23 protein-coding genes are annotated in these 25,790 nt (G+C 62.1%); 10 read left to right on the plus strand and 13 right to left on the minus strand.

Going from position 1 to position 25,790, the window contains the following annotated elements; genetic code table 11:
* Nucleotides 1-312 carry a YqfO family protein gene (locus PFLQ2_RS22580; protein ID WP_003178385.1) on the plus strand — a complete coding sequence of 104 codons (312 nt, stop codon included), beginning with the start codon at nucleotides 1-3 and terminating at the stop codon, nucleotides 310-312.
* A 455-nt stretch (nucleotides 313-767) separates the two neighbouring features.
* Here PFLQ2_RS22580 and nagE read toward each other — a convergent pair whose 3' ends face one another.
* The 7 genes from nagE to PFLQ2_RS22545 form a co-directional block, all read right to left on the minus strand.
* Nucleotides 768-2,483 (minus strand): N-acetylglucosamine-specific PTS transporter subunit IIBC, encoded by a 1,716-nt coding sequence (nagE, locus tag PFLQ2_RS22575; protein WP_003178388.1) that lies wholly within the window; start codon nucleotides 2,481-2,483, stop codon nucleotides 768-770.
* A 33-nt stretch (nucleotides 2,484-2,516) separates the two neighbouring features.
* Nucleotides 2,517-5,030 (minus strand): phosphoenolpyruvate--protein phosphotransferase, encoded by a 2,514-nt coding sequence (gene ptsP, locus PFLQ2_RS22570; protein WP_003178390.1) that lies wholly within the window; start codon nucleotides 5,028-5,030, stop codon nucleotides 2,517-2,519.
* Nucleotides 5,031-5,070: 40 nt separating this feature from the next.
* Nucleotides 5,071-6,093 carry an SIS domain-containing protein gene (locus PFLQ2_RS22565; protein WP_003178392.1) on the minus strand — a complete coding sequence of 341 codons (1,023 nt, stop codon included), beginning with the start codon at nucleotides 6,091-6,093 and terminating at the stop codon, nucleotides 5,071-5,073.
* On the minus strand, nucleotides 6,090-7,181 hold the full coding sequence (gene nagA / locus PFLQ2_RS22560; protein WP_003178394.1) for an N-acetylglucosamine-6-phosphate deacetylase: 1,092 nt from the start codon (nucleotides 7,179-7,181) through the stop codon (nucleotides 6,090-6,092). Before nagA ends, PFLQ2_RS22565 begins: the two co-directional genes overlap by 4 nt.
* A 17-nt stretch (nucleotides 7,182-7,198) precedes the next feature.
* Nucleotides 7,199-7,930 (minus strand): GntR family transcriptional regulator, encoded by a 732-nt coding sequence (locus PFLQ2_RS22555; RefSeq protein WP_003178396.1) that lies wholly within the window; start codon nucleotides 7,928-7,930, stop codon nucleotides 7,199-7,201.
* A 691-nt stretch (nucleotides 7,931-8,621) separates the two neighbouring features.
* The gene (locus tag PFLQ2_RS22550) at nucleotides 8,622-9,128 is read right to left on the minus strand and encodes a L,D-transpeptidase family protein (protein WP_003178398.1); all 507 of its coding nucleotides are present in this window, start codon (nucleotides 9,126-9,128) and stop codon (nucleotides 8,622-8,624) included.
* Nucleotides 9,129-9,170: 42 nt separating this feature from the next.
* On the minus strand, nucleotides 9,171-9,722 hold the full coding sequence (locus PFLQ2_RS22545) for an NUDIX hydrolase (protein WP_003178400.1): 552 nt from the start codon (nucleotides 9,720-9,722) through the stop codon (nucleotides 9,171-9,173).
* 145 nt (nucleotides 9,723-9,867) lie between these two features.
* On the opposite strand from PFLQ2_RS22545, the gene PFLQ2_RS22540 reads away from it, so the two are divergent.
* The 3 genes from PFLQ2_RS22540 to PFLQ2_RS22530 are packed head-to-tail and all read left to right on the plus strand — an operon-like array spanning nucleotide 9,868 to nucleotide 11,214.
* Nucleotides 9,868-10,467, plus strand: a complete 600-nt coding sequence (locus PFLQ2_RS22540) for a CoA pyrophosphatase (protein WP_003178402.1) — start codon at nucleotides 9,868-9,870, stop codon at nucleotides 10,465-10,467.
* A gap of 16 nt (nucleotides 10,468-10,483) precedes the next feature.
* Nucleotides 10,484-11,008: a gamma carbonic anhydrase family protein gene (locus tag PFLQ2_RS22535; RefSeq protein ID WP_003178404.1), complete on the plus strand. Its 525-nt coding sequence runs from the start codon at nucleotides 10,484-10,486 to the stop codon at nucleotides 11,006-11,008.
* A complete protein-coding gene (locus tag PFLQ2_RS22530) occupies nucleotides 11,005-11,214 on the plus strand; it encodes a DUF1289 domain-containing protein (RefSeq protein ID WP_003178406.1) in 210 nt (69 codons plus the stop codon). Before PFLQ2_RS22535 ends, PFLQ2_RS22530 begins: the two co-directional genes overlap by 4 nt.
* A 158-nt stretch (nucleotides 11,215-11,372) precedes the next feature.
* On the opposite strand, the gene PFLQ2_RS22525 is transcribed toward PFLQ2_RS22530, so the two are convergent.
* On the minus strand, nucleotides 11,373-12,041 hold the full coding sequence (locus tag PFLQ2_RS22525; RefSeq protein WP_003178408.1) for a Pr6Pr family membrane protein: 669 nt from the start codon (nucleotides 12,039-12,041) through the stop codon (nucleotides 11,373-11,375).
* 3 nt (nucleotides 12,042-12,044) lie between these two features.
* The gene (locus tag PFLQ2_RS22520) at nucleotides 12,045-12,275 is read right to left on the minus strand and encodes a VF530 family DNA-binding protein (protein ID WP_003178410.1); all 231 of its coding nucleotides are present in this window, start codon (nucleotides 12,273-12,275) and stop codon (nucleotides 12,045-12,047) included.
* 463 nt (nucleotides 12,276-12,738) lie between these two features.
* Here PFLQ2_RS22520 and PFLQ2_RS22515 point away from each other — a divergent pair, with 463 nt between their 5' ends.
* Nucleotides 12,739-15,153 (plus strand): glucose/quinate/shikimate family membrane-bound PQQ-dependent dehydrogenase, encoded by a 2,415-nt coding sequence (locus PFLQ2_RS22515; protein WP_003178411.1) that lies wholly within the window; start codon nucleotides 12,739-12,741, stop codon nucleotides 15,151-15,153.
* Nucleotides 15,154-15,392: 239 nt separating this feature from the next.
* Here the strand turns inward: PFLQ2_RS22515 and purT are convergent, their stop codons facing one another.
* The 4 genes from purT to PFLQ2_RS22495 form a co-directional block, all read right to left on the minus strand.
* A complete protein-coding gene (gene purT / locus PFLQ2_RS22510) occupies nucleotides 15,393-16,574 on the minus strand; it encodes a formate-dependent phosphoribosylglycinamide formyltransferase (RefSeq protein ID WP_003178413.1) in 1,182 nt (393 codons plus the stop codon).
* A 101-nt stretch (nucleotides 16,575-16,675) separates the two neighbouring features.
* Nucleotides 16,676-17,143, minus strand: a complete 468-nt coding sequence (locus PFLQ2_RS22505) for a hypothetical protein (RefSeq protein WP_003178415.1) — start codon at nucleotides 17,141-17,143, stop codon at nucleotides 16,676-16,678.
* A 229-nt stretch (nucleotides 17,144-17,372) separates the two neighbouring features.
* The gene (locus tag PFLQ2_RS22500; protein ID WP_003178417.1) at nucleotides 17,373-18,158 is read right to left on the minus strand and encodes a siderophore-interacting protein; all 786 of its coding nucleotides are present in this window, start codon (nucleotides 18,156-18,158) and stop codon (nucleotides 17,373-17,375) included.
* Entirely contained in the window at nucleotides 18,155-18,724 is a 570-nt protein-coding gene (locus tag PFLQ2_RS22495) for a PadR family transcriptional regulator (RefSeq protein ID WP_003178419.1), read from the minus strand. Before PFLQ2_RS22495 ends, PFLQ2_RS22500 begins: the two co-directional genes overlap by 4 nt.
* Nucleotides 18,725-19,159: 435 nt before the next feature.
* On the opposite strand from PFLQ2_RS22495, the gene PFLQ2_RS22490 reads away from it, so the two are divergent.
* The 5 genes from PFLQ2_RS22490 to PFLQ2_RS22470 all read left to right on the plus strand — a co-directional run bounded on the left by PFLQ2_RS22490 (nucleotide 19,160) and on the right by PFLQ2_RS22470 (nucleotide 25,778).
* Nucleotides 19,160-19,645, plus strand: coding sequence for a CS1 type fimbrial major subunit (locus tag PFLQ2_RS22490; RefSeq protein ID WP_003178420.1), 486 nt, complete (start codon nucleotides 19,160-19,162; stop codon nucleotides 19,643-19,645).
* Between the two features lie 126 nt (nucleotides 19,646-19,771).
* Nucleotides 19,772-22,306 (plus strand): CS1-pili formation C-terminal domain-containing protein, encoded by a 2,535-nt coding sequence (locus tag PFLQ2_RS22485; RefSeq protein WP_003178422.1) that lies wholly within the window; start codon nucleotides 19,772-19,774, stop codon nucleotides 22,304-22,306.
* A gap of 94 nt (nucleotides 22,307-22,400) precedes the next feature.
* Nucleotides 22,401-23,669 (plus strand): hypothetical protein, encoded by a 1,269-nt coding sequence (locus tag PFLQ2_RS22480; RefSeq protein WP_003178425.1) that lies wholly within the window; start codon nucleotides 22,401-22,403, stop codon nucleotides 23,667-23,669.
* Nucleotides 23,670-23,737: 68 nt separating this feature from the next.
* On the plus strand, nucleotides 23,738-24,973 hold the full coding sequence (locus PFLQ2_RS22475; RefSeq protein ID WP_003178426.1) for a hypothetical protein: 1,236 nt from the start codon (nucleotides 23,738-23,740) through the stop codon (nucleotides 24,971-24,973).
* A gap of 61 nt (nucleotides 24,974-25,034) precedes the next feature.
* Complete coding sequence (locus PFLQ2_RS22470; RefSeq protein WP_033045923.1) at nucleotides 25,035-25,778, plus strand: pilus assembly protein; 744 nt, start codon at nucleotides 25,035-25,037, stop codon at nucleotides 25,776-25,778.
* Nucleotides 25,779-25,790 lie beyond the last annotated feature (12 nt).

Raw genomic sequence — 25,790 nt, forward strand, 5'->3', positions numbered from 1 at the left:
GTGTACAAGCTCTGCTTCTTCGTCCCGGCCAGCCACCTGGACGTGGTCAAAAACGCCGTATTCGCTGCTGGTGGCGGGCGAATCGGCGACTACGACCACTGCGCCTGGCAAGTGCTCGGCCTTGGCCAGTTTCGCCCATTGGACGGCAGCCAGCCATTCATTGGCGAGGCGGGGCAGGTCGAACAGGTCGAGGAGTGGAAAGTGGAGCTTGTCGTCGCCGATGAGCTGATTCGTGGGGCGGTGCAAGCGCTGAAACAGAGCCATCCCTACGAGACACCGGCGTATGAAATCTGGCGGCTCGAGGACTTCTGATTCCCGGCCCGCTGAAATGAAAAACCCGCTGATAGCGGGTTTTTTATTGGGCGCGATTTGAAGCCAATCCACCGATGCACACGAAACCCCGTGGCGAGGGAGCTTGCTCCTGCTGGGCTGCGCAGCAGCCCCAATCACTCTGGCAACTCGGTGTGTCTGGCAGATCCAGGGGGGGCGCTTCGCGCCCCAGCGGGAGCAAGCTCCCTCGCCACCGGGGGGCTGTGTTCTTCCAGAGAGTGGTGTGGATCACAGGTTGAACAACACAAATCGTCTGTGGGAGCTTGCTCGCGATAGCGATTCACCGGTGTACACAGAACCCCGTGGCGAGGGAGCTTGCTCCCGCTGGGCTGCGCAGCAGCCCCAATCACACTCTGGCAACTCGGTGTGTCTGGCAGATCCAGGGGGGCGCTTCGCGCCCCAGCGGGAGCAAGCTCCCTCGCCACAGAGATTGGGGTCTAGGCTTTTACATCCGTCCTATGGCTCAGCACTGCCTCTTCCAACGCCTGCCACAACCCCGGTGCTTTCTCCCCCAGCAGCAGGTGCCAGACGCCACCGTCCAGCGGGCTCACCCCTTGGCAGCCCAAGGCCTTTAACTGGCCTTCGGACAACCCTTTGCCATCGGCCAGTCGCACCCGCAAACGGCTCATTGCCACGCATTCGACTTGCAACACATTGCTACCGCCGCCCAAGGCATCCAGCCATTGTTGCGCTTCGGTCCCGGACACGGCGGTTGCTGTGGTCGGTTCAACCACAGCGGCCGCAGGCCCAGCGGCAGGGTGGTCGGAGGAAGGCAGTGCCAGGCGAATTTCATCGGCGATGCTATCGGCCATCGGTCCCACCACCACCTGCAAGCTCCCGCCATTGCCGGGGCGCACCACGGCCATGGCGCCCAGGGCCTTGAGTTGTGCGTCGGACACCTTGTTGCGATCCACCATGTCCAGGCGCAGACGGGTCGTACAGGCACCAACCGTGATCAGATTGTCGGCACCGCCAAGTGCTTCGATGTAGGCCCCGGCCCGCTGGTTCTGCGCGATGGCCGGTTTGTCCCCGGCCGGAATATCTTCGCGGCCGGGGGTTTTCAGGTCGAAGCGGCGGATGCAGAAATCGAACACCGTGTAATAGATCACGGCATAGACCAGCCCCACCGGCACCACCAGCCAGCCGTTATTCGACTTGCCCCAACCGAGCACCATGTCGATAAAACCGCCGGAGAAGGTAAAGCCCAGGCGGATGTTCAGCAGGTCGGTAATCGCCATCGACAGCCCGGTGAGCAAGGCATGCAACAGGAACAGCAGCGGCGCGAGGAACATGAAGGCGAATTCGATCGGTTCGGTAACGCCGGTGAGGAACGACGTCAGCGCCATGGACAGCAAGATCCCGCCCATGACCTTGCGCCGCTGGGGCAGCGCATTGCGGTACATCGCCAGGCACGCGGCGGGCAGGCCGAAAAGCATCACCGGAAACATGCCCGTCATGAACTGGCCGCCGTTGGGGTCGCCGGCGAAGTAGCGGGTCAGGTCGCCGGTAACCACCGCGCCGGTGTGCGGGTCGGTGAAGCTGCCGAAGATGAACCACGCCATATTGTTGAGGATGTGGTGCAGGCCCGTGACGATCAACAGGCGGTTGAACACCCCGAACACGAAGGCACCGAAACTGCCGCTTTCCATCAGCAGGGCGCCGAAGTCGTTGATGCCCTGTTGGATCGGCGGCCAGATCAGGCCGAACACCACGCCCAGGCCCACGGCACTGAAACCGGTGACAATCGGCACGAAGCGCCGCCCGCCGAAGAACGCCAGGTATTCCGGCAATTTGATGTCCTTGAAGCGGTTGTACAGTGCACCAGCCATCAGACCGCTGATGATCCCGGCAAGCATGCCCATGTTGATGCTCGCATCGAGCACCTTCAGGGTGGCGATCATCACCAGGTAACCGATGGCCCCGGCCAGCCCCGCCGTACCGTTGTTGTCCCGGGCGAAGCCCACGGCGATGCCGATGGCGAAGATCATCGCCAGGTTGGCGAAGATCGCCTGCCCGGCATCATGGATGATGGCGATGTTCAACAGATCGGTGTCGCCCAGGCGCAGCAGCAGGCCGGCAATCGGCAGGATCGCGATGGGCAACATCAGCGCCCGGCCTAGGCGTTGCAGTCCTTCGATGAAGTGCTGGTACATGGCGTCTCTCCCTTTATTGTTCTTCGACGAGGCTTAGCCCAAGGGCCAATGTTGATGGCAGGCGCGCCTCACGGCATCGGCACTGCCCAGGTTCAGCAATTCGGCGCTGAGGCGAGCGCACTGGACGGCGTCTAGATGGCGCACGCGATCCTTGATCTCACCGATCTGCGGCGGGCTGACCGACAGTTCCCGCACACCCAGCCCGATCAGCACCGGCGTCGCCAGGGGATCGGAAGCCAAGGCGCCGCACACCCCAACCCAGCGGCCGTGTTTCGCCGCGCCGGCGCAGGTCTGGGCGATCAGCCGCAGCAACGCCGGGTGCAGGGCATCGACCCGGGCGGCGAGGCCGGCGTGGTCGCGGTCCATGGCCAGGGTGTATTGGGAAAGGTCGTTGGTGCCGATGGACAGGAAGTCCGCCTGCTCAGCCAGTTGTTCGGCCAGCAACGCAGCGGCCGGCACCTCGATCATCACCCCCAGTTGCGGACGTTCGTTCACGCCCATTTCGGTGGCGAGGGCTTCGAGGCGCTGGCGGATGTGTAGCAGTTCATCGACTTCGGTCACCATCGGCAACAGGATCCGGCACCGGTTCAGCGGGCGGGTTTGCAGCAAGGCCCGCAGTTGCTGATCCAAAAGTTGCGGCTGCACCTGCGCCAGGCGAATGCCCCGCAAGCCCAGCACCGGATTGGCCTCGGTCGGCAGTGGCAGGTAGGCCAGTTGCTTGTCGCCACCCACATCGATGGTGCGGATGATCACCGGCTTGTCGCCCATGGCATCGAGCACGGCTTGATAGGCCTGGCGTTGTTCCGCTTGGTCCGGCGCGGTGTGACGGTCGACGAATAGAAACTCAGTGCGCAACAAGCCTACGCCGTCGGCACCGTTTGCCAAGGCCTGGGCCGCATCGACACTGGACGCGACGTTGGCCGCCACGTCCACGGTGATGCCGTCACGGGTTTGCGCCGGTGTGTGGGCGAGGGCGTGTTGTTCGGCGCGTCGGGCCGTGCGCTGGGCTTGTTCGTGACGCACCTGGGTCAGGCGCTCGGCACTCGGCGCCAGTTCGAGGCGGCCACCGTCGGCGTCCAGCACCACCGAGGTGCCCGGTTCGCGGCCAAGCAAATCGTCACCCAGGGCCACCAGGCACGGCAGGCCCTTGCCTCGGGCCAGGATCGCCACGTGAGAGGTGGCGCCTCCCTCGGCCATGCACACGCCGGCCACGCCTTGGGCACTGAGTTGCAGCAGATCCGATGGGGTCAGTTCCTGGGCGGCGACAATGGCGCCCGGCGGCACGTCGAATTGCCAGGCCTCACCCAGCAGCGCCCGCAGGACCCGTTGGCGCAGATCGCGCAAGTCATTGGCGCGCTCGGCCAGCAGCGTGTTGCCCAGTTGCTGCAACACTTGGCACTGAGCATCGATGGAACGGCTCCAGGCGTGCGTCGCGGCGCTGCCCTGCTCGATGAAAACTCGGGCGGCATCCAACAGCAGCGGATCCTCCAGCAGCGCCAGATGTGCGCTGAAGATTGCTTCTTCATCGCGATGGCGTCGGGCCCTGGTGTCGTCCAGCGTGAGGCGGATCTCTTGGCTGACATGCTCCAGGGCATTGCTCAGGCGCCGGCGCTGGTCTTCGATATCGTGGCCGCCGGGGTCAGGCGGCAGTTGGATGCCCTTCAACCGAACCAGCGGGCCGGTTGCCAGGCCAGGGGCGGCGCACACGCCGTGCAGCACGCCGTCTTCAGCGGCTCTACGGTGCGGGTTGGTAGGCGGCGCCACGGCCTGGGTTTCTTCCGCCAGGGCTGTGGACAAGGTTGCCAGCAAGGCTTGCAGCGCCGCCTCGGCATCGCTGCCACGACTGCTGACGTGTACTTCGGCGTGCTCGGTGACGGCCAGGCCCATCATCCCCATCACGCTGTCGCAAGACGCCGACTTGCCGCCGAAATGCAGGTGCGAGCGGCTCTTGAAGCCCTGGGCGGTCTGGCGAATCAGCGCCGCCGGCCGGGCGTGCAGGCCGCCGCGATGGGCGATGCGGACCTGGCCGAACACTTCGAGGCTGACGTCCTGCTCTTGATCCTGCGTCCGGTTCGACGTCTTGGCGAGGATGTGCAGCAGCGGCTCGCCGACTTTCACCGCTTTTAGCGTGATGGGCCGCGCCTGGAAATGCTCGCCGTTGGTGATCACTAGCAAGCTGACCAGGCTCTTGCAGCGCTGCGCCACCTTGTCCAGGTCGTAGCGCAACAGCGGCTGGCCGTGGCTGACCCGCGCGCCTTCCTTGACCAGCATGGAAAAGCCGTCGCCCTGCAACTCGACGGTGTCCAGGCCCAGGTGCAGCAGCAGTTCGGCGCCATTGTCGGCCCGCAGGGTCACCGCGTGGCCAGTGCGGGCGACGTGAATCACTTCGCCGGCGCAGGGCGCATAAAGCGTGTCGTTCAGCGGGTCGATGGCAATCCCGTCGCCCATGGCACCGCTGGCGAACACCGCGTCCGGAACATTGGCGAGGGTGAGCACCGGGCCGCTGAGCGGGGCGCTGAGGGTCAGCTCTTTATTGTTGTTGGGCATGGGCTCGCTCTCTTCAAACGCTTATCTAAAAATCAGCAGGTCAGTGCGTACGCGTGACCTTGCTCAAGTGCCGCGGCTGGTCGGGGTCCAGGCCTCTGGCCACGGCCAGGCTGGCGGCCATGCCGTAAAAGCTCTGGATCGCCAGGATCGGGTCCAGGGCCGGGTGCTCAGTGCGGGTCAGGGTCAGGTCGCGTTCGGCGATGTCATCGGGCGCCGCCAACAGCACACGGGCGCCGCGCTGGCGCATGTCCGCGGCCAGGCTCAACACGCCGGCCTGTTCGGCACCGCGCGGAGCGAAGACCAGCAGCGGGTAGTTTTCATCGATCAGCGCCATCGGCCCATGGCGAACCTCGGCGCTGCTGAAGGCTTCGGCCTGGATCGCCGAGGTTTCCTTGAACTTGAGCGCTGCTTCCTGGGCGATGGCGAACCCGGCGCCCCGGCCGATCACCATCAATCGCTGACAGTCGCGCAGGGCTTCGACGGCGGTGTGCCAATCCTGGCGGGCGGCCGCGCGCAAGCCGTCGGGCAGGGCATCGCCGGCCTCCAGCAGTTCGGCGTCGTCTTTCCAGTGGGCCACCAACCGCGCACTGGCGCTGAGGGTGGCGATAAAACTCTTGGTGGCGGCGACGCTGCTTTCGACGCCGGCACACAGTGGCACGCTGAATTCACACGCCGCTTCCAAGGGCGAATCGGTGGCGTTGACCAGGGCCACGCTCAAGGCACCGCGTTTGCGCAACAGGCGCAGGCTGTTCACCAGGTCCGGGCTTTGTCCCGATTGGGAAAACCCGAACGCCACCTGGCCGCTGACTTTCAGCGGCGCCTGCTGCATGGTCACCACCGACATCGGCAACGAGGCCACCGGCAAGCCGAGTTGCTGCATGGTCAGGTAAGCGAAGTAGCTGGCAGCGTGGTCGGAACTGCCACGGGCGACGGTCATCGCCACTTGCGGCGGCTGGCGGCGCAGGCGTCCGGCAATCTCCAGCAAGGCCGGGTCCAACTGCTGCAACTGGCGTTCGACGGCTTCGAACGAGGCCAGCGCCTCCTCAAGCATTTTGGAAGTCAAATGGCTTCTCCTTCGACCATCACGTCGGTCAGGGTCAGGGAACGGTCAAGGCGCACGCAGTCGGCCCAGGCACCCGGTTGCAAGCGACCGCGTTCGGGCAGGCCGAGGTAGTCGGCGGGGAATTGCGACAGGCGCTGGGACGCTTCGGCGATGGGCAGGCCGATTTTCACCAGGTTGCGCAGGGCCTGGTCCATGGTCAGGGTGCTGCCGGCCAGGGTGCCATCGGCCAGCCGTACACCGCCCAGGCACTTGGTCACGGTGTGGCTGCCCAGCTTGTATTCACCATCCGGCATGCCAGCGGCGGCGGTGGAGTCGGTGACGCAATACAGGCATGGAATCGAACGCAGGGCCACGCGCATCGCGCCGGGGTGGACGTGCAGCAAATCCGGGATCAGCTCGGCATATTGGGCATGGGCCAGCGCCGCGCCGACGATGCCAGGTTCGCGGTGATGTAGCGGGCTCATGGCGTTATACAGGTGGGTGAAACTGGTCGCACCGGCCGCCAGTGCCGCGACGCCTTCCTCGTAGCTGCCCAGGGTGTGGCCGATCTGCATGCGCACGCCGCGAGCGCTGAGGGCACGGATCAAGGCATCGTGGCCGGCGATCTCCGGGGCGATGGTAATCACCCGGATCGGCGCCAGGGCCAGATAAGCTTCCACCTCGGCCATCAGCGCGGTGTGGGCGAAATTCGGTTGTGCACCAAGCTTGCCGGGGTTGATGTAGGGGCCTTCCAAGTGCACGCCCAAGACCCGGGCGCTGCCGCTCGGGCGCTGTTCACAGAATTCGCCGAGGGATTGGAGCACCTGGGTGATCTCTTCGCTGGGCGCGGTCATGGTGGTGGCCAGCAACGAAGTCGTGCCGAAACGCACGTGGGTGCGGGCGATAGTTTCAAACGCCGCGGCGCCTTGCATGATGTCCTTGCCGCCACCGCCGTGCACATGCAGGTCGATGAAGCCGGGCAGCAGGTAGGGCAGGTCATTGCTGGATGGATCGCAGGGTTGGCCTTCGACGGACACGACCCTGCCGTGCTCATGTAGCAGGCGGCCGCGAACCCAGCCATTGGCGGTGAGGATGTTGTCTTCGGACATGGGGATTCTCTGGTCGTCTAGCGCCGCAGCTCTGCGACAAAGTCGTAGTAGTCGTTGCGGCAATAGGTGTCGGTGACTTCGATGGGGGTGTTGTCTTCCAGGTAGCCGACCCGGGTCATCAGCAACATCGCGGTGCCGGGGGCGATGCCCACGAGGGCGGCGAATTCGTCCGAGGCGTTGATCGCCTGGATGTGTTGCAGGCCGCGCACCACGGGCTTGCCGATGCCATCGAGGAATTCATAGAGCGAATCGCCGACCGCTTGCGGCTTGGGAATGATCGAAGCGGGCAGGGTGCTCATTTCGATCGCCATGACCGTGTCGTCGGCTTTGCGCAGGCGCTTGAGCCGCGCGACTTTGTCGGTGGGCGACAGGCCCAGGCGGATCAATTCTTCGTGGGTCGGCGGGGTGATGTCCCGCTCCAGCCATTGGGACCCGGGCACAAAGCCCTTGAGCCGCAGCATCTCGCTGAAGCCGGAGAGGCGCGAAAGTGGTTGTTCCAGGCGCGGGGTGATGAACGTGCCCGAACCCTGGTTGCGGCGGATCAGCCCTTGGTCGAACAACACCTCCAAGGCTTTGCGCGCGGTAACCCGGGAAATGCCCAGTTGCTCGCTCAAACTGCGCTCGGACGGCATCGCCTGCTCGGCTTTCCACTGGCCAGCATGAATCGCCGTCTCCAGGTTGCGCGCCAATTGCAGGTACAGCGGCGTGGGTTGGGTGTCGTCGGGGCGCAGGGCCAGGATGTCGTTCATGTGGGTGTCCGATGCGGTTGTTGAGTTGTTGTCGCCCGGTAAGTGGGGTGGAAGCTAATACCACTTGAATACCATGTCAACGCTGCTTGGCCTGGGTTTAGACGGTTTTTTGGAGGGTTTCGGTGGGGTGGGATTGAAGTGGTATTAGAGGGCGTCGATTCGAAGGCAAAGAGTGCCGCCTGTGATGATGGTTGTCGAATGAACTGGTATTCATCCGTAGGCAATTTCTGACGGCGCGCTTTTTTGAAATTATTTTTCGATGCCGACCGGCGGTCACCCGAGACGGGGACTAATGGGTCTTTGTGGCGAGGGAGCTTGCTCCCGCTGGGGCGCGAAGCGGCCCCTGAAACCTGACAGCGCAGTGTGTCAGCCAAATTGAGTTCGACTGCCTTGGGTCTGCTGCGCAGCCCAGCGGGAGCAAGCTCCCTCGCCACATGGGCAGTGGCCTGTCAGATCCGCCCGGGTAGCGTTCCGGGCAGGGGTGCGATGAGGCCAGGTCAGGCAACGAAGATTTGCTGCCGGGCCAGAAAGCCTTTGTGGCGAGGGAGCTTGCTCCCGCTGGGGCGCGAAGCGGCCCCAAAACCAGACGCTGCGATGTGTCAGCCAAATTGAGTTCGACTGCCTTGGGTCTGCTGCGCAGCCCAGCGGGAGCAAGCTCCCTCGCCACGGGGGATGGTGTTGTGGCGAGGGGCTACGGACGAATCTCGATCATGGTGCCATCCGGCACCAGGTTCCAGACTTCGCGCATATCCACGTTGCGCATGGCAATACAGCCATCGGTCCAGTCCAAGGTGTGGAACAATTGTTCAGGGTTTTCTTCTGAGTCCGGCGTGCCGTGGATCATGATCATGCCCCCCGGCTCCACGCCTTCGCGGCGGGCGCGGGCGGCGTCGGCGATGTTGGGGTAGGAGATGTGCATCGACAGGTAAAAGCGATCGCTGGTCTTGCGCCAGTCGATCCAGTAGAAACCCTCGGGGGTGCGTTTGTCGCCTTCGATCAGCTTGGGCCCTTTCTTGGCGCCTTTGCCCAGGGAAATACGATAGGTCTTGAGCGGCTTGCCGTCGTTGATCAATTGCAATTGATGGGCGGACTTGAGCACCAGCACTTTTTCGATGGGCTTGCCGTTATAAGTGCCTACGGCAGAGGCCTGGGACACGGCGGTAAACGACAAGCAGAACAGGACAAGCAACCAACGCATTGAAACGATATCCCTAAAGGTGTCGCGGCTATATGGGTTTTGTCAGGTATTGGCAGGCTGGGCCAGTGGCGGAATCGATTCGGATCGCACCGGGTAATCCTCGGCTTGGCGGTCCGCATAGAAATATTCCAGGGTGCGGCCCACCGTGCGGAACGCCAGTTCATCCCAGGGAATGTCCGCTTCTTCGAACAGTTTCACTTCCAGGCTTTCGGGCCCAGCGGCGAAATCTTCGTCCACCAGCTCGGCGCGGAAGAATACATGCACTTGGCTGATGTGCGGTACGTCAATCAGCGTATAGATGCTTAAATTTCGCACCCGCGCGCAGGCTTCTTCAGCGGTTTCGCGCACGGCGGCCTGTTCGACCGTCTCGCCGTTTTCCATGAAGCCCGCCGGCAGCGTCCAGTAACCGCGCCGCGGCTCGATGGCGCGCCGGCACAACAAGACCTTGCTGCCCCAGGTGGGTACGCAACCGGCCACAATGTTGGGGTTCTGGTAATGGATGGTGTCGCAGGTGTCGCAAACAAAGCGCAGGCGCGAGTCGCCTTCGGGTATGCGCTGGGTCACCGGGTTACCGCACTGGCTGCAGAATTTCATGCTTGGATTCCTGAATGCTGCGCCTATCTTGGCGTGCGTGGGCCGGTGCGGCAAGTTGTCGTTTCGCGACACAACGCGGTGCGGGGGTTGGGCCGCTTGAATGATTGGTGCATGATGCAAGGTAGCGAATAAATCGAGAAGTCTCATGCTGGACGAGCTACTGCATCGAGTAAGCAACCATACCCCACGTGACCTGCAGGCCGACCGACGTTTCCCTGAAGCTGCCGTGCTGGTGCCGATCACCCGCAGTGACGAACCGGAGCTGGTCCTGACCCTGCGCGCCAGTGGGCTCTCGACCCATGGCGGCGAGGTGGCGTTCCCCGGCGGGCGCCGCGACCCGGAAGACCCGGACCTGATTTTCACCGCCCTGCGCGAAGCCGAGGAAGAAATCGGCCTGCCCCCCGGCCTGGTGGAAGTGATCGGCCCGCTCAGCCCGTTGATCTCCCTGCATGGGATCAAGGTCACGCCTTATGTCGGGGTGATTCCGGACTACGTCGAATATCAGGCCAACGATGCCGAGATCGCCGCGGTGTTCAGCGTGCCGCTGGAGTTTTTCCGCAAGGATCCCCGCGAGCACACGCACCGTATCGATTACCAGGGCTGCAGTTGGTACGTGCCCAGCTACCGCTTTGGTGAATACAAGATCTGGGGCCTGACGGCGATCATGATCGTCGAGCTGGTCAACCTGTTGTTCGACGCGGGTATCGACCTGCACAAACCGCCCAAGAGCTTCATCAATACCTGATGCCCAGAGGATCCTCATGAAATACCGCTTGGGCGATGCCCGTGTCGAAACCCACCCACAAAGCTGGGTCGCGCCCAACGCCACGCTGGTGGGCAAGGTCCGCCTCGAAGAGGGCGCCAGCGTGTGGTTCAACGCCGTGCTGCGCGGCGACAACGAACTGATCCTGATCGGCAAGCACAGCAATGTGCAGGACGGCACAGTGATGCACACCGACATGGGCTTCCCGTTGACCATCGGCACCGGCGTGACCATCGGCCACAACGCCATGCTCCATGGCTGCACGGTGGGCGACTACAGTCTCATCGGCATCAACGCGGTGATTCTCAACGGCGCGAAAATCGGCAAGAACTGCATCATTGGCGCCAACTCGCTGATCGGCGAAGGCAAGGAGATCCCCGACGGGTCCCTGGTGATGGGCTCGCCCGGCAAGGTGGTGCGGGAATTGACCGAAGCCCAGAAGAAAATGCTCGAGGCCAGCGCGGCCCACTACGTTCATAACGCCCAACGCTATGCGCGCGATCTGGCCGAGCAGGAACAATGAGCACGCCCGAACGCCCGGTTCGCTCGCCCTGCGTGAATGTCTGCGCGCTGGACGAGGACGACATCTGCACCGGCTGCCAGCGCACCGTGACGGAAATCACCCGCTGGAGCCGGATGGACAATGACGAGCGGCGCGGCGTCTTGGCGTTGTGTCATGAACGGGCCAAGGCCAGTGGGTTGGTGTGGATGTTGCCTGCACGGCCTTGATATCTATTTGTGTACACACCCCCTGTGGCGAGGGAGCTTGCTCCCGCTGGGCTGCGAAGCAGCCCCAATAACACTCTGGCAACTCGGTGCGGCTGGCAGATCCGAGGGGGGCTGCTGCGCAGCCCAGCGGGAGCAAGCTCCCTCGCCACAAAGATATTTCACACGGCTTTAGATGGCCGCCGCCCCAACCACCGATCCAACCCCACCACCGCCAGCGCAATCCCGACAAACCCCAACCAAATCCCCCCGGCATTGATGAACACCTGTGGATAACCCAGGTTCGCCACGTCGATGAAAGGGTAGGGGTAAGCCGCCAGTAAATCCCCCCGTAGCAACACATAGCCGAAATACACCAAGGGATAGATCACCCAAAGCCCGATGTGGCCCAGGCGCAAAGTGCCTTTGGGCACCCACAGCCACCAATAGATGAGGTACAGCAGCGGCACCACGTCGTGCAGCAACTCGTCGGCCACGAACTGCCAGCCTCCGGGTTGCCACAGGTGTCGCAACAGCAGGTTATAGGCGAGGCTGACCAGGGCGATGCTGACGGCGATGCCGCTGCGAACACTGGGCAGCAGGAACCAGCGGCGGGCGCTGGATTCGCGTGGGGTCAGCTCCCACGTCAGCACCACCGCCACCAGCGTATTGGTCAGCACAGTGAAGAAGCTGAAAAAGTTCACCAGCCCGCCCAGTAGGCTGGCACCCAACGTCCAGCGGCCGATCAGGATCAGGTACAGCTGAATGCTCAAGCCCGCCCAACCCAGCAGCGCCGCGACCGACACGAAACGCTGGCGCAGCGTGAGGCGACGAGCGACGCCCGTGTCCATGGCTCAAACCGGCCGTTTAGTGCGCATCAATTTGATGTACAGGCGCTCGACCTTCTCCCGTGCCCACGGCGTCTTGCGCAGGAAGGTCAGGCTCGACTTGATGCTCGGGTCGCTCTTGAAGCAACGAATATCGATGCGTTCGGCCAGGCCCGACCACTCGTAATGCTGCACCAGCGTGTTGAGGATCTGCTCCAGCGTCACGCCGTGCAGCGGGTTGTTGTTCGGTTCGGTCATGGGAGGCCTTCGGGCGAAAAGGGGGTAAAGCCGCGCACCTTAGCCGAGGTGCCGTTGTGGTGGAAGCATAGCCTTCGCCGTCGCCTCGCAGACCGTTGCCCTGTGGGGGCGCACTGTTACCGAATCCGAGATGATCCATGTCAGTAAAAACGCTTTCTCTATTGGAAACAGAACTTTATCCTTGCGCCGCTTGCTGAAACGTTTCTTTGGCCGGGCTAGAGCTGTTTTACAGCACTTCAATTTCCAGGCAAGACAGCGCTGTCCTGTGGGAGCGGGCTTGCTCGCGAAAGCGGTTTTTCCATTCAGCCCTTGGTTGACTGATCCGACGCATTCGCGAGCAAGCCCGCTCCCACAGGGACGCTGCCAACCGAATTTGCTTTTTTCAACTGAACCATGCCCGCGCAGGATCGTCATCTAAAGTGACTACCTGCGGGGACTCTTTAAACATCACGGAGAACACACTATGAGCGCTGAGGGTGCTTTGAGTCGAAGCCGTCTGCTACCGAGCTTGCTCGGCATTCTGCTTCTATTGATGGGCCTGGCCCTGCTGGCCGGGGGTGTCAAGCTGAGCACGCTTGGCGGTTCGTGGTATTACCTGCTGGCCGGTATCGGCCTGGCGCTGACTGGCGTGCTGCTGATCATGGCCCGTCGCGCGGCCCTGGGCCTGTACGCGCTGGTGCTGTTCGCCAGCACCGTGTGGGCCTTATGGGAAGTGGGCCTGGACTGGTGGCAACTGGTGCCGCGCCTGGCAATGTTGTTTGCCCTCGGCATCGTCCTGTTGTTGCCGTGGTTCCGCCGTCCGCTGCTGACCACCGATGCCTCGCCCATGGGCACCCGTGCCCTGGGCGCCGCCGTGGTGATTGCCGGTATCGCCGCACTGGCCAGCCAATTCACCAACCCGGGTGAAATCAAAGGCCAACTGGACCGCGACGCCGTGCCAGGCATGACCAACACCGCACCGGCCATGCAGGACGGTGACTGGAATTCCTATGGCCGCAGCGCCCACGGCGACCGTTACTCGCCGCTGGCGCAGATCACCCCGCAAAACGTCAGCAAGCTGAAAGAAGCCTGGACGTTCCGCACCGGCGATCTGCCAGGGCCGAACGACCCGGGCGAGACCACGGCGGAAAACACCCCGCTGAAGGTCAACGGCATGCTTTACGTATGCACGCCCCACAGCCAGGTAATTGCCCTGGAGCCGGAAACCGGCAAGGAAATCTGGCGTTTCGATCCGAAACTTTCCACGCAAAAAGCGGAAAACTTCAAGGGTTGGGCCCACATGACCTGCCGTGGCGTGAGCTATCACGATGACGCCGTGTACGCCTCGGCCGAACAGAGCCCGACCGGCACCGCCAGCACCACGCCGGCCAGCACCGTATGCCCTCGGCGGATCTTCCTGCCGACCGCCGACACGCGCCTGATCGCCCTCAATGCCGACACTGGCAAGATGTGCGAAGACTTCGGCGACAAAGGCCAGATCGACCTGAGCGCCAACATCGGCGGCTTCACGGCCGGTGGCTACTACTCCACCTCGCCACCGGCGGTGACCCAGAATCTGGTAGTCATCGGCGGCCACGTCACCGATAACGTCTCCACCGACGAGCCAAGCGGTGTGATCCGCGCCTACGACGTGCACACCGGCAAGCTGGTATGGAATTGGGACAGCGGCAACCCGGACGACACCACGCCGATTGCCGAAGGCCAGACCTACACCCGCAACTCGCCGAACATGTGGTCCATGTTCAGCGTCGATGAAAAACTCGGCATGCTCTACCTGCCGATGGGCAACCAGACCCCTGACCAGTTCGGCGGCCTGCGCACTCCGGAGTCGGAAAAATATTCCGCCGGCCTGACTGCCCTGGACATCGCCACCGGCAAGGTGCGCTGGTACTTCCAGTTCACTCACCACGACCTGTGGGACATGGACGTGGGCGGTCAACCGACCCTGATGGACATGAAGACCGCCGACGGCGTCAAACCGGCAGTACTGGCATCGACCAAGCAGGGCAGCATCTACGTGCTGGACCGCAGCAATGGCCAGCCGATCATCCCGATCAAGGAAATCCCGGTGCCGCAAGGCGCGGTGGAAGGCGATCACACCTCGCCGACCCAACCGATGTCCGACCTGAACTTCGTGCCGCCGGTCCTCAAGGAACGCGACATGTGGGGCGTGACCCCGTTCGACCAGATGCTGTGCCGGATCGACTTCAAGTCGCTGCGCTATGACGGCATGTTCACGCCGCCGTCGCTGCAAGGCTCGATTGTCTACCCGGGCAACTTCGGTGTGTTCGATTGGGGTGGCATCTCGGTTGACCCCGTGCGCCAGATTGCCTTCGTCAACCCGAGCTACATGGCGTTCAAGTCCAAGCTCGTGCCGGCGACAGAAGTGGCCGGTGGCCCGGGTCGCAAGAGCGAAACCGAAGGCGTGCAGCCAAACAAGGGCGCGCCCTATGGCGTGATCCTCGAAGCGTTGCTCTCGCCCATGGGCCTGCCTTGCCAGGCGCCGGCCTGGGGTTACGTGGCGGCGGTGGACCTGACCAACAACAAGACCCTGTGGAAGCACAAGAACGGCACCGTGCGTGACAGTTCGCCGGTACCGATCCCGCTGAGCATGGGCGTGCCGAGCCTCGGTGGTACGTTCACCACGGCCGGCGGCCTGGCGTTCCTCAGCGGTACGCTTGACCAGTACCTGCGCGCCTATGATGTGAAAAACGGCAAGCAACTGTGGGAAGGCCGCCTGCCAGCCGGCGCCCAGACCACGCCGATGACCTACACCGGCAAGGACGGCAAGCAATATGTGCTGGTCGTCGCCGGCGGCCACGGTTCCCTGGGCACCAAGCAGGGTGACTATGTGATCGCCTACAAACTGCCGGATTAAGCCCGACCGGCACCCATAAAAAAGGCGACACCTTTGCGGGTGTCGCCTTTTTTATGGCTTCAATTTCACATAGCGTGGCGAGGGAGCTTGCTCTGCTTTCGTGGCGAGGGAGCTTGCTCCCGCTGGGCTGCGCAGCAGCCCCCTGGATTTTCCAGACACACAGAGTCGCCTGGGAATATTTGAGGCCGCTGCGCGCCCCAGCGGGAGCAAGCTCCCTCGCCACGGGGGGTGTGCCAGCCTTACAACTCGATCTTCACCGCCTGCGAAGCCCGGGTTGCCTTGGCGCGGGCGGTTTCGATGGATTCGTCGCGGGCCAGGGCCACGCCCAGGCGACGCTGGCCGTTGACTTCCGGTTTGCCGAACAGGCGCAGGGCAGTGTCCGGTTCGCTCAGGGCGGCGCCGAGGTTGGCGAAAGCGGTCTGGGTCGACTGGCCTTCCACCAGGATCACCGCCGAAGCCGAAGGCCCGAACTGACGTATCAACGGGATCGGCAGGCCGAGAATCGCGCGGGCGTGCAGGGCGAACTGCGACAGGTCCTGGGAAATCAGCGTCACCAGGCCAGTGTCGTGGGGGCGTGGCGAAACTTCGCTGAACCACACCTGGTCACCCTTGATGAACAGCTCGACGCCAAACAGGCCACGACCACCCAGGGCCTCGGTCACCGCTTTGGCGACGCGCTCGGATTCAGCCAGGGCTACCGGGCTCATGGCCTGGGGCTGCCAGGATTCCTGATAGTCGCCTTTCTCCTGACGGTGGCCGACCGGCGCGCAGAAGGTGGTGCCGCCAATATGACGCACGGTGAGCAAGGTGATTTCATAATCGAAATCGATAAAACCTTCGATGATCACCCGGCCCTTGCCGGCCCGGCCGCCTTCCTGGGCGTAATCCCAGGCTTTCTGCACGTCATCGACGCTGCGCAGCAGGCTCTGGCCCTTGCCCGATGAACTCATCACCGGCTTGACCACGCACGGGAAACCCAGGGTCTCGACGGCCGTGCGGTAGTCTTCGACGGTGTCGGCGAAGAAATATGGCGAAGTCGGCAGACCCAGCTCTTCAGCGGCCAGGCGACGGATGCCTTCACGGTTCATGGTCAGCTGCGCGGCGCGGGCGGTGGGGATCACGGTGAAGCCTTCGGCCTCCAGTTCCACCAGGGTCGCGGTGGCGATGGCTTCGATTTCCGGCACGATGAAGTGCGGCTTCTCGGCCTCGATCACGGCACGCAGGGCGGCGCCGTCGAGCATGTTGATCACATGGCTGCGGTGGGCCACTTGCATGGCCGGCGCGTTGGCGTAGCGATCCACGGCAATCACTTCAACGCCCAGGCGTTGCAGTTCGATCACCACTTCCTTGCCCAGCTCACCGCTGCCACACAACAAAACGCGGGTCGCGGTGGGCGACAATGGAGTTCCGATACGGGTCATCTGAAGGTCCTCAAACAGGAGCGGATCATCGAGGGGCGCGCGCCGGGCGAGCTTCCCATGGGAGAAAGCGCGGCATTTTACATGAACCGCGGGGTTTGGCTTCAGCTGGCGACGGTTTGCTTGCGTAAACGCCAGGCCATGATCAGCCAGACAGCCGTGACCCCGGCGAATTTCGAGGCCAGGGCGGTGATCACCACGGCCGGCGTCAGGGCGTCGATCAGGCCGAAGAAAATGAACGTATCCAGGGGAATGCTCAAGGCCGAGCTGATCCACAGCCGGTCATGCAACGGGCGTTTGGTGATGGTGAACACCAGCCAGTCGATGCACTCCGACACGGCGAACGCGGTGGCGCTGGCCAAGGCAATGGTCGGGTCCGACGTGGCGTAGGACAACACCAGCGCCGCCAGCATCGCCGCGATGGCGCCATGGCCGAAGCGGGTCTGCACCATGTCCCGCAGGATAAACACCAGCCCACCCCACGCCGACCAGATGATGTCCAGGTGCGGTGCGGCGGAAAACGCGAAGTTGATCAGCACGACGCTGCTGATGTAGGCGATCAGGAAGAGCATGGGGTGGGGATCTCTGGTGGGGTGTCGGGTAAAACTCTCAAGGGCAACGATAGCCCCCGTGGCGAGGGAGCTTGCTCCCGCTGGGCCGCGAAGCGGCCCCAAATCCAGGCAACTCGGTGGATCAGGTTGATTGAGTGGCTTTGAGAGGGGGCTGCTGCGCAGCCCAGCGGGAGCAAGCTCCCTCGCCACGGGGCTTGTGTTCAGCCAATAGGGGCCAGAACACCGTCCGTCAATCCTCCTCGCTACCCTCCGCCTTCCAATACCCCACAGCCTTCACGAAATCCTGATCCAAGCCTTTCTCCTCCAGCAACACCTTGCGAATCTGCCGCGACACCTTGCTTTCGGTCGCAACCCAGGCGTACAGCTTGCCGTCGGGGATATCCAACTGTTGCACGGTGGTCAGCAGGTTGTTCTGGCGGCCTTCGCGCAACACCCAGATCACTTGCAACTGCGCCGGGCTCTTGAGGACCTGCTGCTCGGCGCCGTTTTCCACTTTCACCACCACCAGGGCACGCCGGTTCGGCGCCAGGCCTTCGAGGCGGCGGGCGATGGCGGGCAGGGCGGTTTCGTCGCCGATCAGCAGGTAACTGTCGAAAATGTCCGGCACGACCATCGAGCCCCGTGGCCCGGCGATATACAGGTATTGCCCGGGCGCCGCCTGGGCTGCCCAGGTCGAGGCAGGGCCATCGCCGTGGAGCACGAAATCGATGACCAGCTCCAGGCTGTCCAGGTCATAGCTGCGCGGGGTGTAGTCGCGCATTTCCGGCATCGGACCCTGGGCCTTGCCGGCGCTGGGGTTGAAATTTTCCAGGGCGGCGTGTTCCTCGGCGCTCTGCGGGAACAGCAGCTTCACGTGATCATCCGTGCCCAGGCTGACGAACCCGGCCAGTTCCGACCCGCCGACGGTGATGCGGCGCATGCGCGGGGTCAGGTCTTGCACCCGCAGCACTTGCAGGCGGCGACGCTTGATCTCGTGGTTGACGCGGTGAATGGTATTTGGATCGACATCAGTCATTGGCTTGACTCCGAAACAGAAGGGCGATCGGCCCCGTCGATGATGGCTTTGGCGGTGTCGTTGAGCAGGTCGCAGACCCTCAGGACTTCTTCCGGGCTCCAGCAACCCGGGTGCTGTTGCAACGCATGCCGCAGGTTATACACCGCTTCGTGGATCTGCGGTGGACGGTCATGGCCCTGCAACATGCGCTTGCTGGCCTCGATGCGCACCCACATCTCATCCAGTGCGGCGGCTTGTGCTTCAAGGAATAGACGTCCGGCGTCGGTCACGCTGTAGGACTTTTTACCACTTTCCGTGCTACCGCTGATCATTGCCGTCATTTCCAGAAAGCTCAGGGTCGGATAAATCACCCCGGGGCTGGGGCTGTAGGCGCCGTCGAACATGCCCTCGATCCGGCGGATCAGGTCATAGCCGTGGCAAGGCTGTTCGGCAATCAATGCCAACAACAGCAATTTCAAATCGCCGGAGGCGAAGACACGTGGTCCGCGGCTGCCACGCTCACGGCCAGCCGGGCGTTGTTCAAAACCATCCTGATCGTGTTTGGCATGCAAGTAAGGGGCTCTCATAGGCTGTTCTCCGTTCGGCATAAGCTAGCACTTAGATGTATCTTTTTATTTGGCGATATGTCTTTGGCGCTCGATTAAATCTGCAACTAAGATATATCGAGCGTTGCGTCGCACTATTTGTAATTAAGTAAGACCTTACCTGAATGTTACATGCATGCGGATGATGGGATTTTCGCCTTTTTCTCTTGACTTTGATCAAGGCCGCGGCGGGCCTGGCTATGTGGGTTTTTTCTTACATCCAAACTAATTTTTAATAAAATTGCGAAGAATTTTCCTCAACTCGCGTGCTGGTTTTACTACGCGCCTGTGGGAATCTGCCTGCTTTTTTTTAGTTGAAGAGAGCCGATCATGCCCCGGCGTTGAAGGGGCAGGCCAAGTGGTTGTTGGGCTGCAACTTCAACCCTTCTCTTTATGCTAAGAACAGGTGTTAACAACATGCTCAAACAACTCGTATCCGGTACTGCTCTGGTTGCTGCTGCCCTGGCTTCTTCGGCGGCGTTCGCCGTCGACGATGCTCGGTCCTCGATCCACATCACCGCGAACATCCCGACGCTGCAGTTCCATGTACAGCCGCGTGACCCGAACTTCGGTAAGGATGAAGTCATGAGCTACAACCTGGTCGCGGGCACATTGACTTCCCTGCGCCAGACCTTCGACGTGAAAAACACCAACGGCTCGGTCCATGCCTACATCGAGGGTGGCCCGGCAGCGCTGTACAACGGCCGTGACGCCATCGCCCTGACCACCAAGTTCAACGGCATCACCCTGACTGCATCCCCTCAGGAAGTGGTGGATGACGCAACCTCCACGCCAGGTACCCAGGCTGACATGACCATCGTTGCGGACAAGCCCCTGGATACCCAGAACGGCCTGTACACCGCCGACATGACCGTGATCTTCGACGCCGTGCCGCGCCCTTGATGCCGCTCGATGCCCGGTGAGTTTCACCTCATTGCCTGGGCATTGCCGCAGGCCGTCCGGCGCTCCCCCGCCGGGCGGTCCGCACCTGAAACGCCCTGATCGTTCGTTGATTATGAGAATCCGTTGATGTTTCCGATGACACCCATCGCGGGTGCCCTCGCGCTATGTTTGTGCGCGAGTGCATTGGCTGCGCCGACTGCCCCCGGTACCACGCCCAGGAGCCTGCTTGCCCAGGCCAAGGGGTTGCCGGCTGAGTTTGAATCGCACTTTTTCGATGTGCCTTTGGCGGTTCGTGTTGAACTCAATCAACAGTATCTCGGTGAAGCCATGGTGGTCTTGACGCGGGATGATCGTATTACCCTGCTCGAATTCACCGACACCCAGGACAGCGCGATAAAAGCTGTCGATCGCGAGCAATGGGAACAGCATCTCAAGCAAGGACAAAGGCTGGGCGCCTGCGAAAGCAGCTGCCCGTCCGGGCTGCTGGCGGTGCACTACAGTCTGGAAAATTCATTGGTATCGATCCTGACCAGGGACGTGGAGCGAGCCTACGAAACCAAGCGTTACCACGATCAGCCGGAAGGCGGCAGCCTCGGCCTGATCTTCAACAACCAACTGAATATCAATGGTGGCCAGGAACAGGACACGGGCGGGCGTTATGGCCTCAACGCCATGTCCAGCGTCGGCAACTGGAGCCAGTCACTGGACCTCCAGCTTTCGCGTCTTGGCGGCCCGGACGACAAGCTGTACCACGCCGTCCATGAGCTTTACACCCAACGAGAGATGGAAGGCAGTTTTTTCCGCCTGGGTTATTTCACCCCCAGCTCCGATGGCTTGAACCGTCAGATCCGTTCGTTCGGCGCCAACCCGGACACCGCCCTCGGGGTGATGTACGGCAGCTCCGACAGTCTGGTGCTGGAAAATCCCAAGCCCAGCGTCTACCCCATTTATGTCACCGCCAACCGCCAGGCTTCGGTGGAGATTTATCGCAACGGCCTGCTGATCAACAGCCAGGCAGTCAGCGCCGGCTTGCAGAGCCTGGACACGCGACCCTTGCCCGGTGGCATTTATGAAGTGGAAGTGCGGTTGATCGAGGACGGGCAGACCACCGCCACCAGCCAGGAGCTGGTCTACAAACCCAATAACTGGAGCAACTCGGAGGACCGCTGGCGCTACAACCTGTTCGCCGGGCGCGAAACCAGGCTCTGGAGCAACTGGGAAGACCAGCCTTCGGGTTTCACCACGGCGGGTGTGGGCCTCAATTATTTGCTGCATCCCCGGGTGATCCTGGGCGCTTCCACGCGCCAGGTGCAGGACAAAGTGCAAGTGGGCACCTCGGTGGACTGGACGCTCGCCAGCAACACCAGCCTGTACGCCAACGTCTATCAGACCCAGCAGTACGGCACCGGCATGGACGTGCAAGGCCTTTACAGCTATGGCCATGGCAGCGTCGTGGCGAGCCACAACCGTAGCTGGCTGGACACCCGCAACACCTATGAAACCCGACCGGACGGCACGCGCATTCGCCAGCGCAACGTGTTCGTCGGCCAAACCAGCAACTCCTCGTTGTCGATCAACCATCGCTTGAGCAACAAGACTTCCATCAATGGACGGCTGGCCTACAGCGAAGGCAATGTCCAGGGCACCGGGCTCGACCTGGGCTGGACCCAGCGCGGCAAGCTGCGCGGCAGCGATGCCAACTGGCGGCTGTCGCTGTTCGACCGCCCCGGGACTTCGAGTACCGACGACCGACGCAACCGCGGCGTCGACCTGAGCGTCAGTGTCGCGTTGGGCGGACCGGGCGAGTACTGGTCGGGCAGCATCGGCAGTCGCACATCACGGGACGGCGACCGCGACCACAATGCCTCTGTGACCTATCGCCGGGACCTGCAGGACCACGTCTTGCAGAGTGTCTCCGCCACGGCACTGGCCGACACCTATGGCGTGGGCCTGTCCAGCATCGCCAGTTTCATGACCGACTCGCTGTACGGCGACGGTTTCGTTCAGCGCTCGTCCTATAACGACAACCTTACCGGCGGCTTGAACCTGAGCAGCACCGTGGCCGTCGGCGGGCAGAAAACCGCCTTCACCGGCCAGCCCCAAGGGCGCGGCGCGGGCCTGATCGTCGACGTGGAAACCGACCTGGACGATGTCGCCCTGCGTGCCGACGACTTGACCGGTGGCAGCACGGCATTGCGCCCGGGCCGCAACTTCATCCCCATCACTGCCTACAAGAACAGCATGGTGACCTTCGACTTCGACGGCGTGCATCCGCCAGCGGCGAATATCGAGCCTGCACGGACCCGTTATCACCTGAACAAGGGGGGCGTGGACTACCGCAAGATCCAGGTGATGAAAACCGTGACCGTGCTTGGACGCCTGGTGGACGAACACGGCGAGCCGCTTCGGGGCCATCACGTGATCAACCACGCCAGTCGCGGCGTCAGCGAGGCGGACGGGTTCTTCTCGATGGAAATGAACGCCAGCTCGCCCACCCTGGAAGTGCGTTACGGCAGCGAACTGTTCTGCCGGTTCCGCCTCGACCCGGACAACGCCAACCGCGAAGGCGATGTGTTGATGATCGGTGATTTGCGCTGCACGCCGGACACGTTGGCGGATAGCTCATTGGGCGAGGCCGGCAAGGACCAGCAGCGCTCCTGATTCCTGATGTGTCGTGGAGAGCAAGGTGCGCGCCCCACGTGAAGGTTCTTTCTCCCATTTGCAGGGATTCGCTTTGATGTATGAGGTTGTATAGATGAAACCCTTATCGGTGGCCGTGCGCAGCGTGGTTTCGGTGTTGTTATTTGCGTCGCTCGTTGTTGGTTCGCCAATGGCCAATGCGTTGACGCAGGATATCAGTGCGATTTTTCGGCCTGACCCTGCGAAACCCATGGAAAACAAGTTCACCAATACCACGCCGGTGAGTGGGTATTGCGCCCAACTCCCAAGGGAATGCGAAATCAGCGGTATGTTCAGCATTCGATTGCCGCTTACTGCCAATGCGATCAGCGCTATCGAGGCGGGTCATGAAAATCCTCGGCAAGGTGCGATGTTTAAAGTGCCTGCCAATTGGCGCCCCATACAAGTTACCCATACGGGTACGGGCGAAACGGAAGTCGTTGAAGTGCGTTGGGCGGGTTTTGGGTCGAGACAATCGTTCCCCAATAGCACTGTGATCCAATTGGTTGGTGGAGGCGTGAGTGTTTTAAGGGCCCACCAGATGTTATGGACTGGCCTTGATTGGGTGTATGCGCCCTCACCATGTCGATACAGCGGGGTTGGCTTGGCTAACGATAGGGGTTATGGCTTTTTCTGGAAGACGCCAACGGAGGGCGTATGTGCCAAAAAGGCCAATTACCTGATCCCTCTCGGCAGCATGAATTACAGCTATCTGGACTTCGCTTACGAGCTGCGCACACCCGACCCATTGAAGATGTCGTCCGGCCAATACACCGGGTCGCTGACCTATAGCGTTGGTCCGGGGCAGGACGTTGACATGGGTGATGTGATGATCCCCACCGATTCGGCTATCACGCTCAACTTCAAGCTTGACGTCGAACACACCCTCAAAATCGAAATCCCCCCCGGCGGCAATCGCGTCGAATTGGTCCCCCAAGGCGGCTGGCAAGCCTGGTTGAACCAGGGCCAAAAACCGACCCAGCTGTTCCGCGACCAACGCTTCCATATCTCGGCCTCCTCCCGTTTCAAGATGGGGCTCGAATGCCAATACGTCAGTGGCAATACCTGCGCGATCACCGAAACAGGCACCGGTCATTCAGTGCCAGTAGACGTCAGCGTCAGCCTGCCCGATGGCCTGACTGACGCCGCCGGACAACCGGTCAACCGTCGCCGCCTGTTGCGTGACGGCAGTGGCACCGAACTGTTCCAGCCGGGCTTCTATGTCGATCGCCGGCCGGGAATGCTGCACTTCGAAGTTGGTCGCAGCCAGGTCGAAGCGATGCTGGACAGTGGGGCCAAGGACTATAGCGGCAACGTTACGGTGATCTGGGATTCGGAAGTTTAAAACCCTTGGCCTGTTCACTGGATGTATTGCCCCCCTCACGATTTGCTTGGATGCATGAGGTTGCATAGATGAAACTCTCGAGAAACCTGGCAAGTGGCATGGCTGCCGCGGTTTGGCTTGGCTGCTTGCCGGCTGTCGAAGCCGCCACGCTGGAGATTACCGCGCAATTCAGAGCGGACAGCGCAAAGCCCCAAGAGAACAAGTTCATCAATACCACTCGAAACAGCGGTTATTGCGAGCAATTTGCCGCGCTGTGCCAGTCGGTAGGGATGTTCAGCCTGAGACTGGGTACGGGCGCTTCCGGGGGGCCTATCCAGGCCAATCACGAAGATAATCGGCAAGGTGCGATGCTAAAGGCACCGGCCAACTGGCGGCCGGTACAGGTGACCCATTCCGGTACAGGGCATACAGAAACGCTTGAATTGCGCGTAGTCGGACTAGGCGGGGCGATCGGGCTGACACCTAGCCCGGCGGACATTGTCGGTGGTGGCGTGAGCGACGAAACCGCCTACAACATGATATTCGGCTCGACTTGGTGGCAAGCCCCTGCGCCCTGTGTGAGGCAGGGCGCCAGCATTTCCCACGCGTGGTTCTTCTGGAGGACTCCGGCGGAAGAGGCGTGCGCCAAACCGGCTCGATACCTGATTCCTCGATTCCAGTACCAAGACTTGAGCTTTGCCTACGAGCTGCGCACGCCCAATCCTTTGCAAATGGCCGGCGGCCAGTACCGGGGCTCGCTGACACTGGGCATCGGGCCGGGCCAGGATTTTGATTTCGGTGACGTCGTGATCCCCAATGATCCGGCGCTCACGCTCAACTTCACCCTGGATGTCGAACACGTCCTCAAGGTGGAAATTCCACCGGGGGGAAACCGGGTGGAATTGGAGCCTCGTGAGGGCTGGCAAGCCTGGTTGAGCAACGGAAGCAAACCGACCGTGCTGTTTCGCGACCATCAGTTTCGTATCTCGACGTCTTCACCGTTCACGATGAGGCTCGAGTGCCGGTACATGGCCGGCACGGAGTGCGGTGTAACGGCGCCTGGTTCCGAAATTTACTATCCGGTGGATGTCGATGTGACGCTGCCCGACGGCTTGACCAATACCAACGGGACACCGGTCATTCGCCAAACGGTGCCTGTCGGGGCCTTCACCAATCCCGTTCGATTTCTCCCGGTCCGCTATATCGATCGCAAGCCCGCCACCCTGCATTTCCACATCCGCAGCAGCAGTGTCGCGGCGATGCTCGATCGCGCGCCCGACACCTATACCGGCGCCGTCACGGTGATCTGGGATTCTGAAGTTTAAGTGGCGTGCCGTGGGGCAGTCTTCAATGAGTTGCGTTTAATACATGAGGTTAAGAGAAGTGATGAAGCATCTAGTGGCATGGGTTGGTTTTCTTCTGTTCGGCAGCATGGCCCTCGCCGGGCCGCAGATTGGTGTCGGGGTGGTCTACGACTATCTGGACGGCGACAAAAGCACCTACATGAAGCGGGTATTCAACGGCGGAACCTCCACGGCGTTCGTCAAGGTCAACATCCTCGAAATCGTTTACAACGAGGACGGCAGCTACCAGGAATTGCCCCTGGAGAACCAGGCCGGGGCCACCTCCAAGGATGGCCTGATGGCCAGCCCGGCGCGCCTGATCGTGCCGGCCAACGGCATGCAGGGCACCCGGTTGCTGTTCATGGGCAACCGCGACAAGGAGCGTTATTTCCGAGTGCGTTTCGTGCCGGTGGTGCCGGAAGCCGAAGACGAATTTGCCGTCAGTGCCGAGGAGCGTGAAGCGTACAAGAAAGAACGCGTGGCAGCGGGGGTCAAGGTCCTGGCCGGCTACGGCACGGTGTTTTTCGTGCGGCCCAAGGACACCCGTTTCGACACTGTGATCGATGACAGCGCCAATCGCTACGTGATGCGCAACAACGGCAACAGCGTCGTGGTGATCGATGAGTTCAAGGACTGCGAGGCGAAGAAAGAAACCGATTGCCGCCCGACCACCAAGCACCACGTCATGGCCGGTCGCACGTTTTCCTTCGACAAGGAGTCGGGCCGCGAATACCGCTTCACGCTGATCGAGGGCGGCAAGAGCAAAGCCGTCGAGATCAAGGGTTGACGGCTGCCGCCG

The sequence above is a fragment of the Pseudomonas fluorescens Q2-87 genome, assembly GCF_000281895.1.
Taxonomy (GTDB): domain Bacteria; phylum Pseudomonadota; class Gammaproteobacteria; order Pseudomonadales; family Pseudomonadaceae; genus Aquipseudomonas; species Aquipseudomonas fluorescens_S.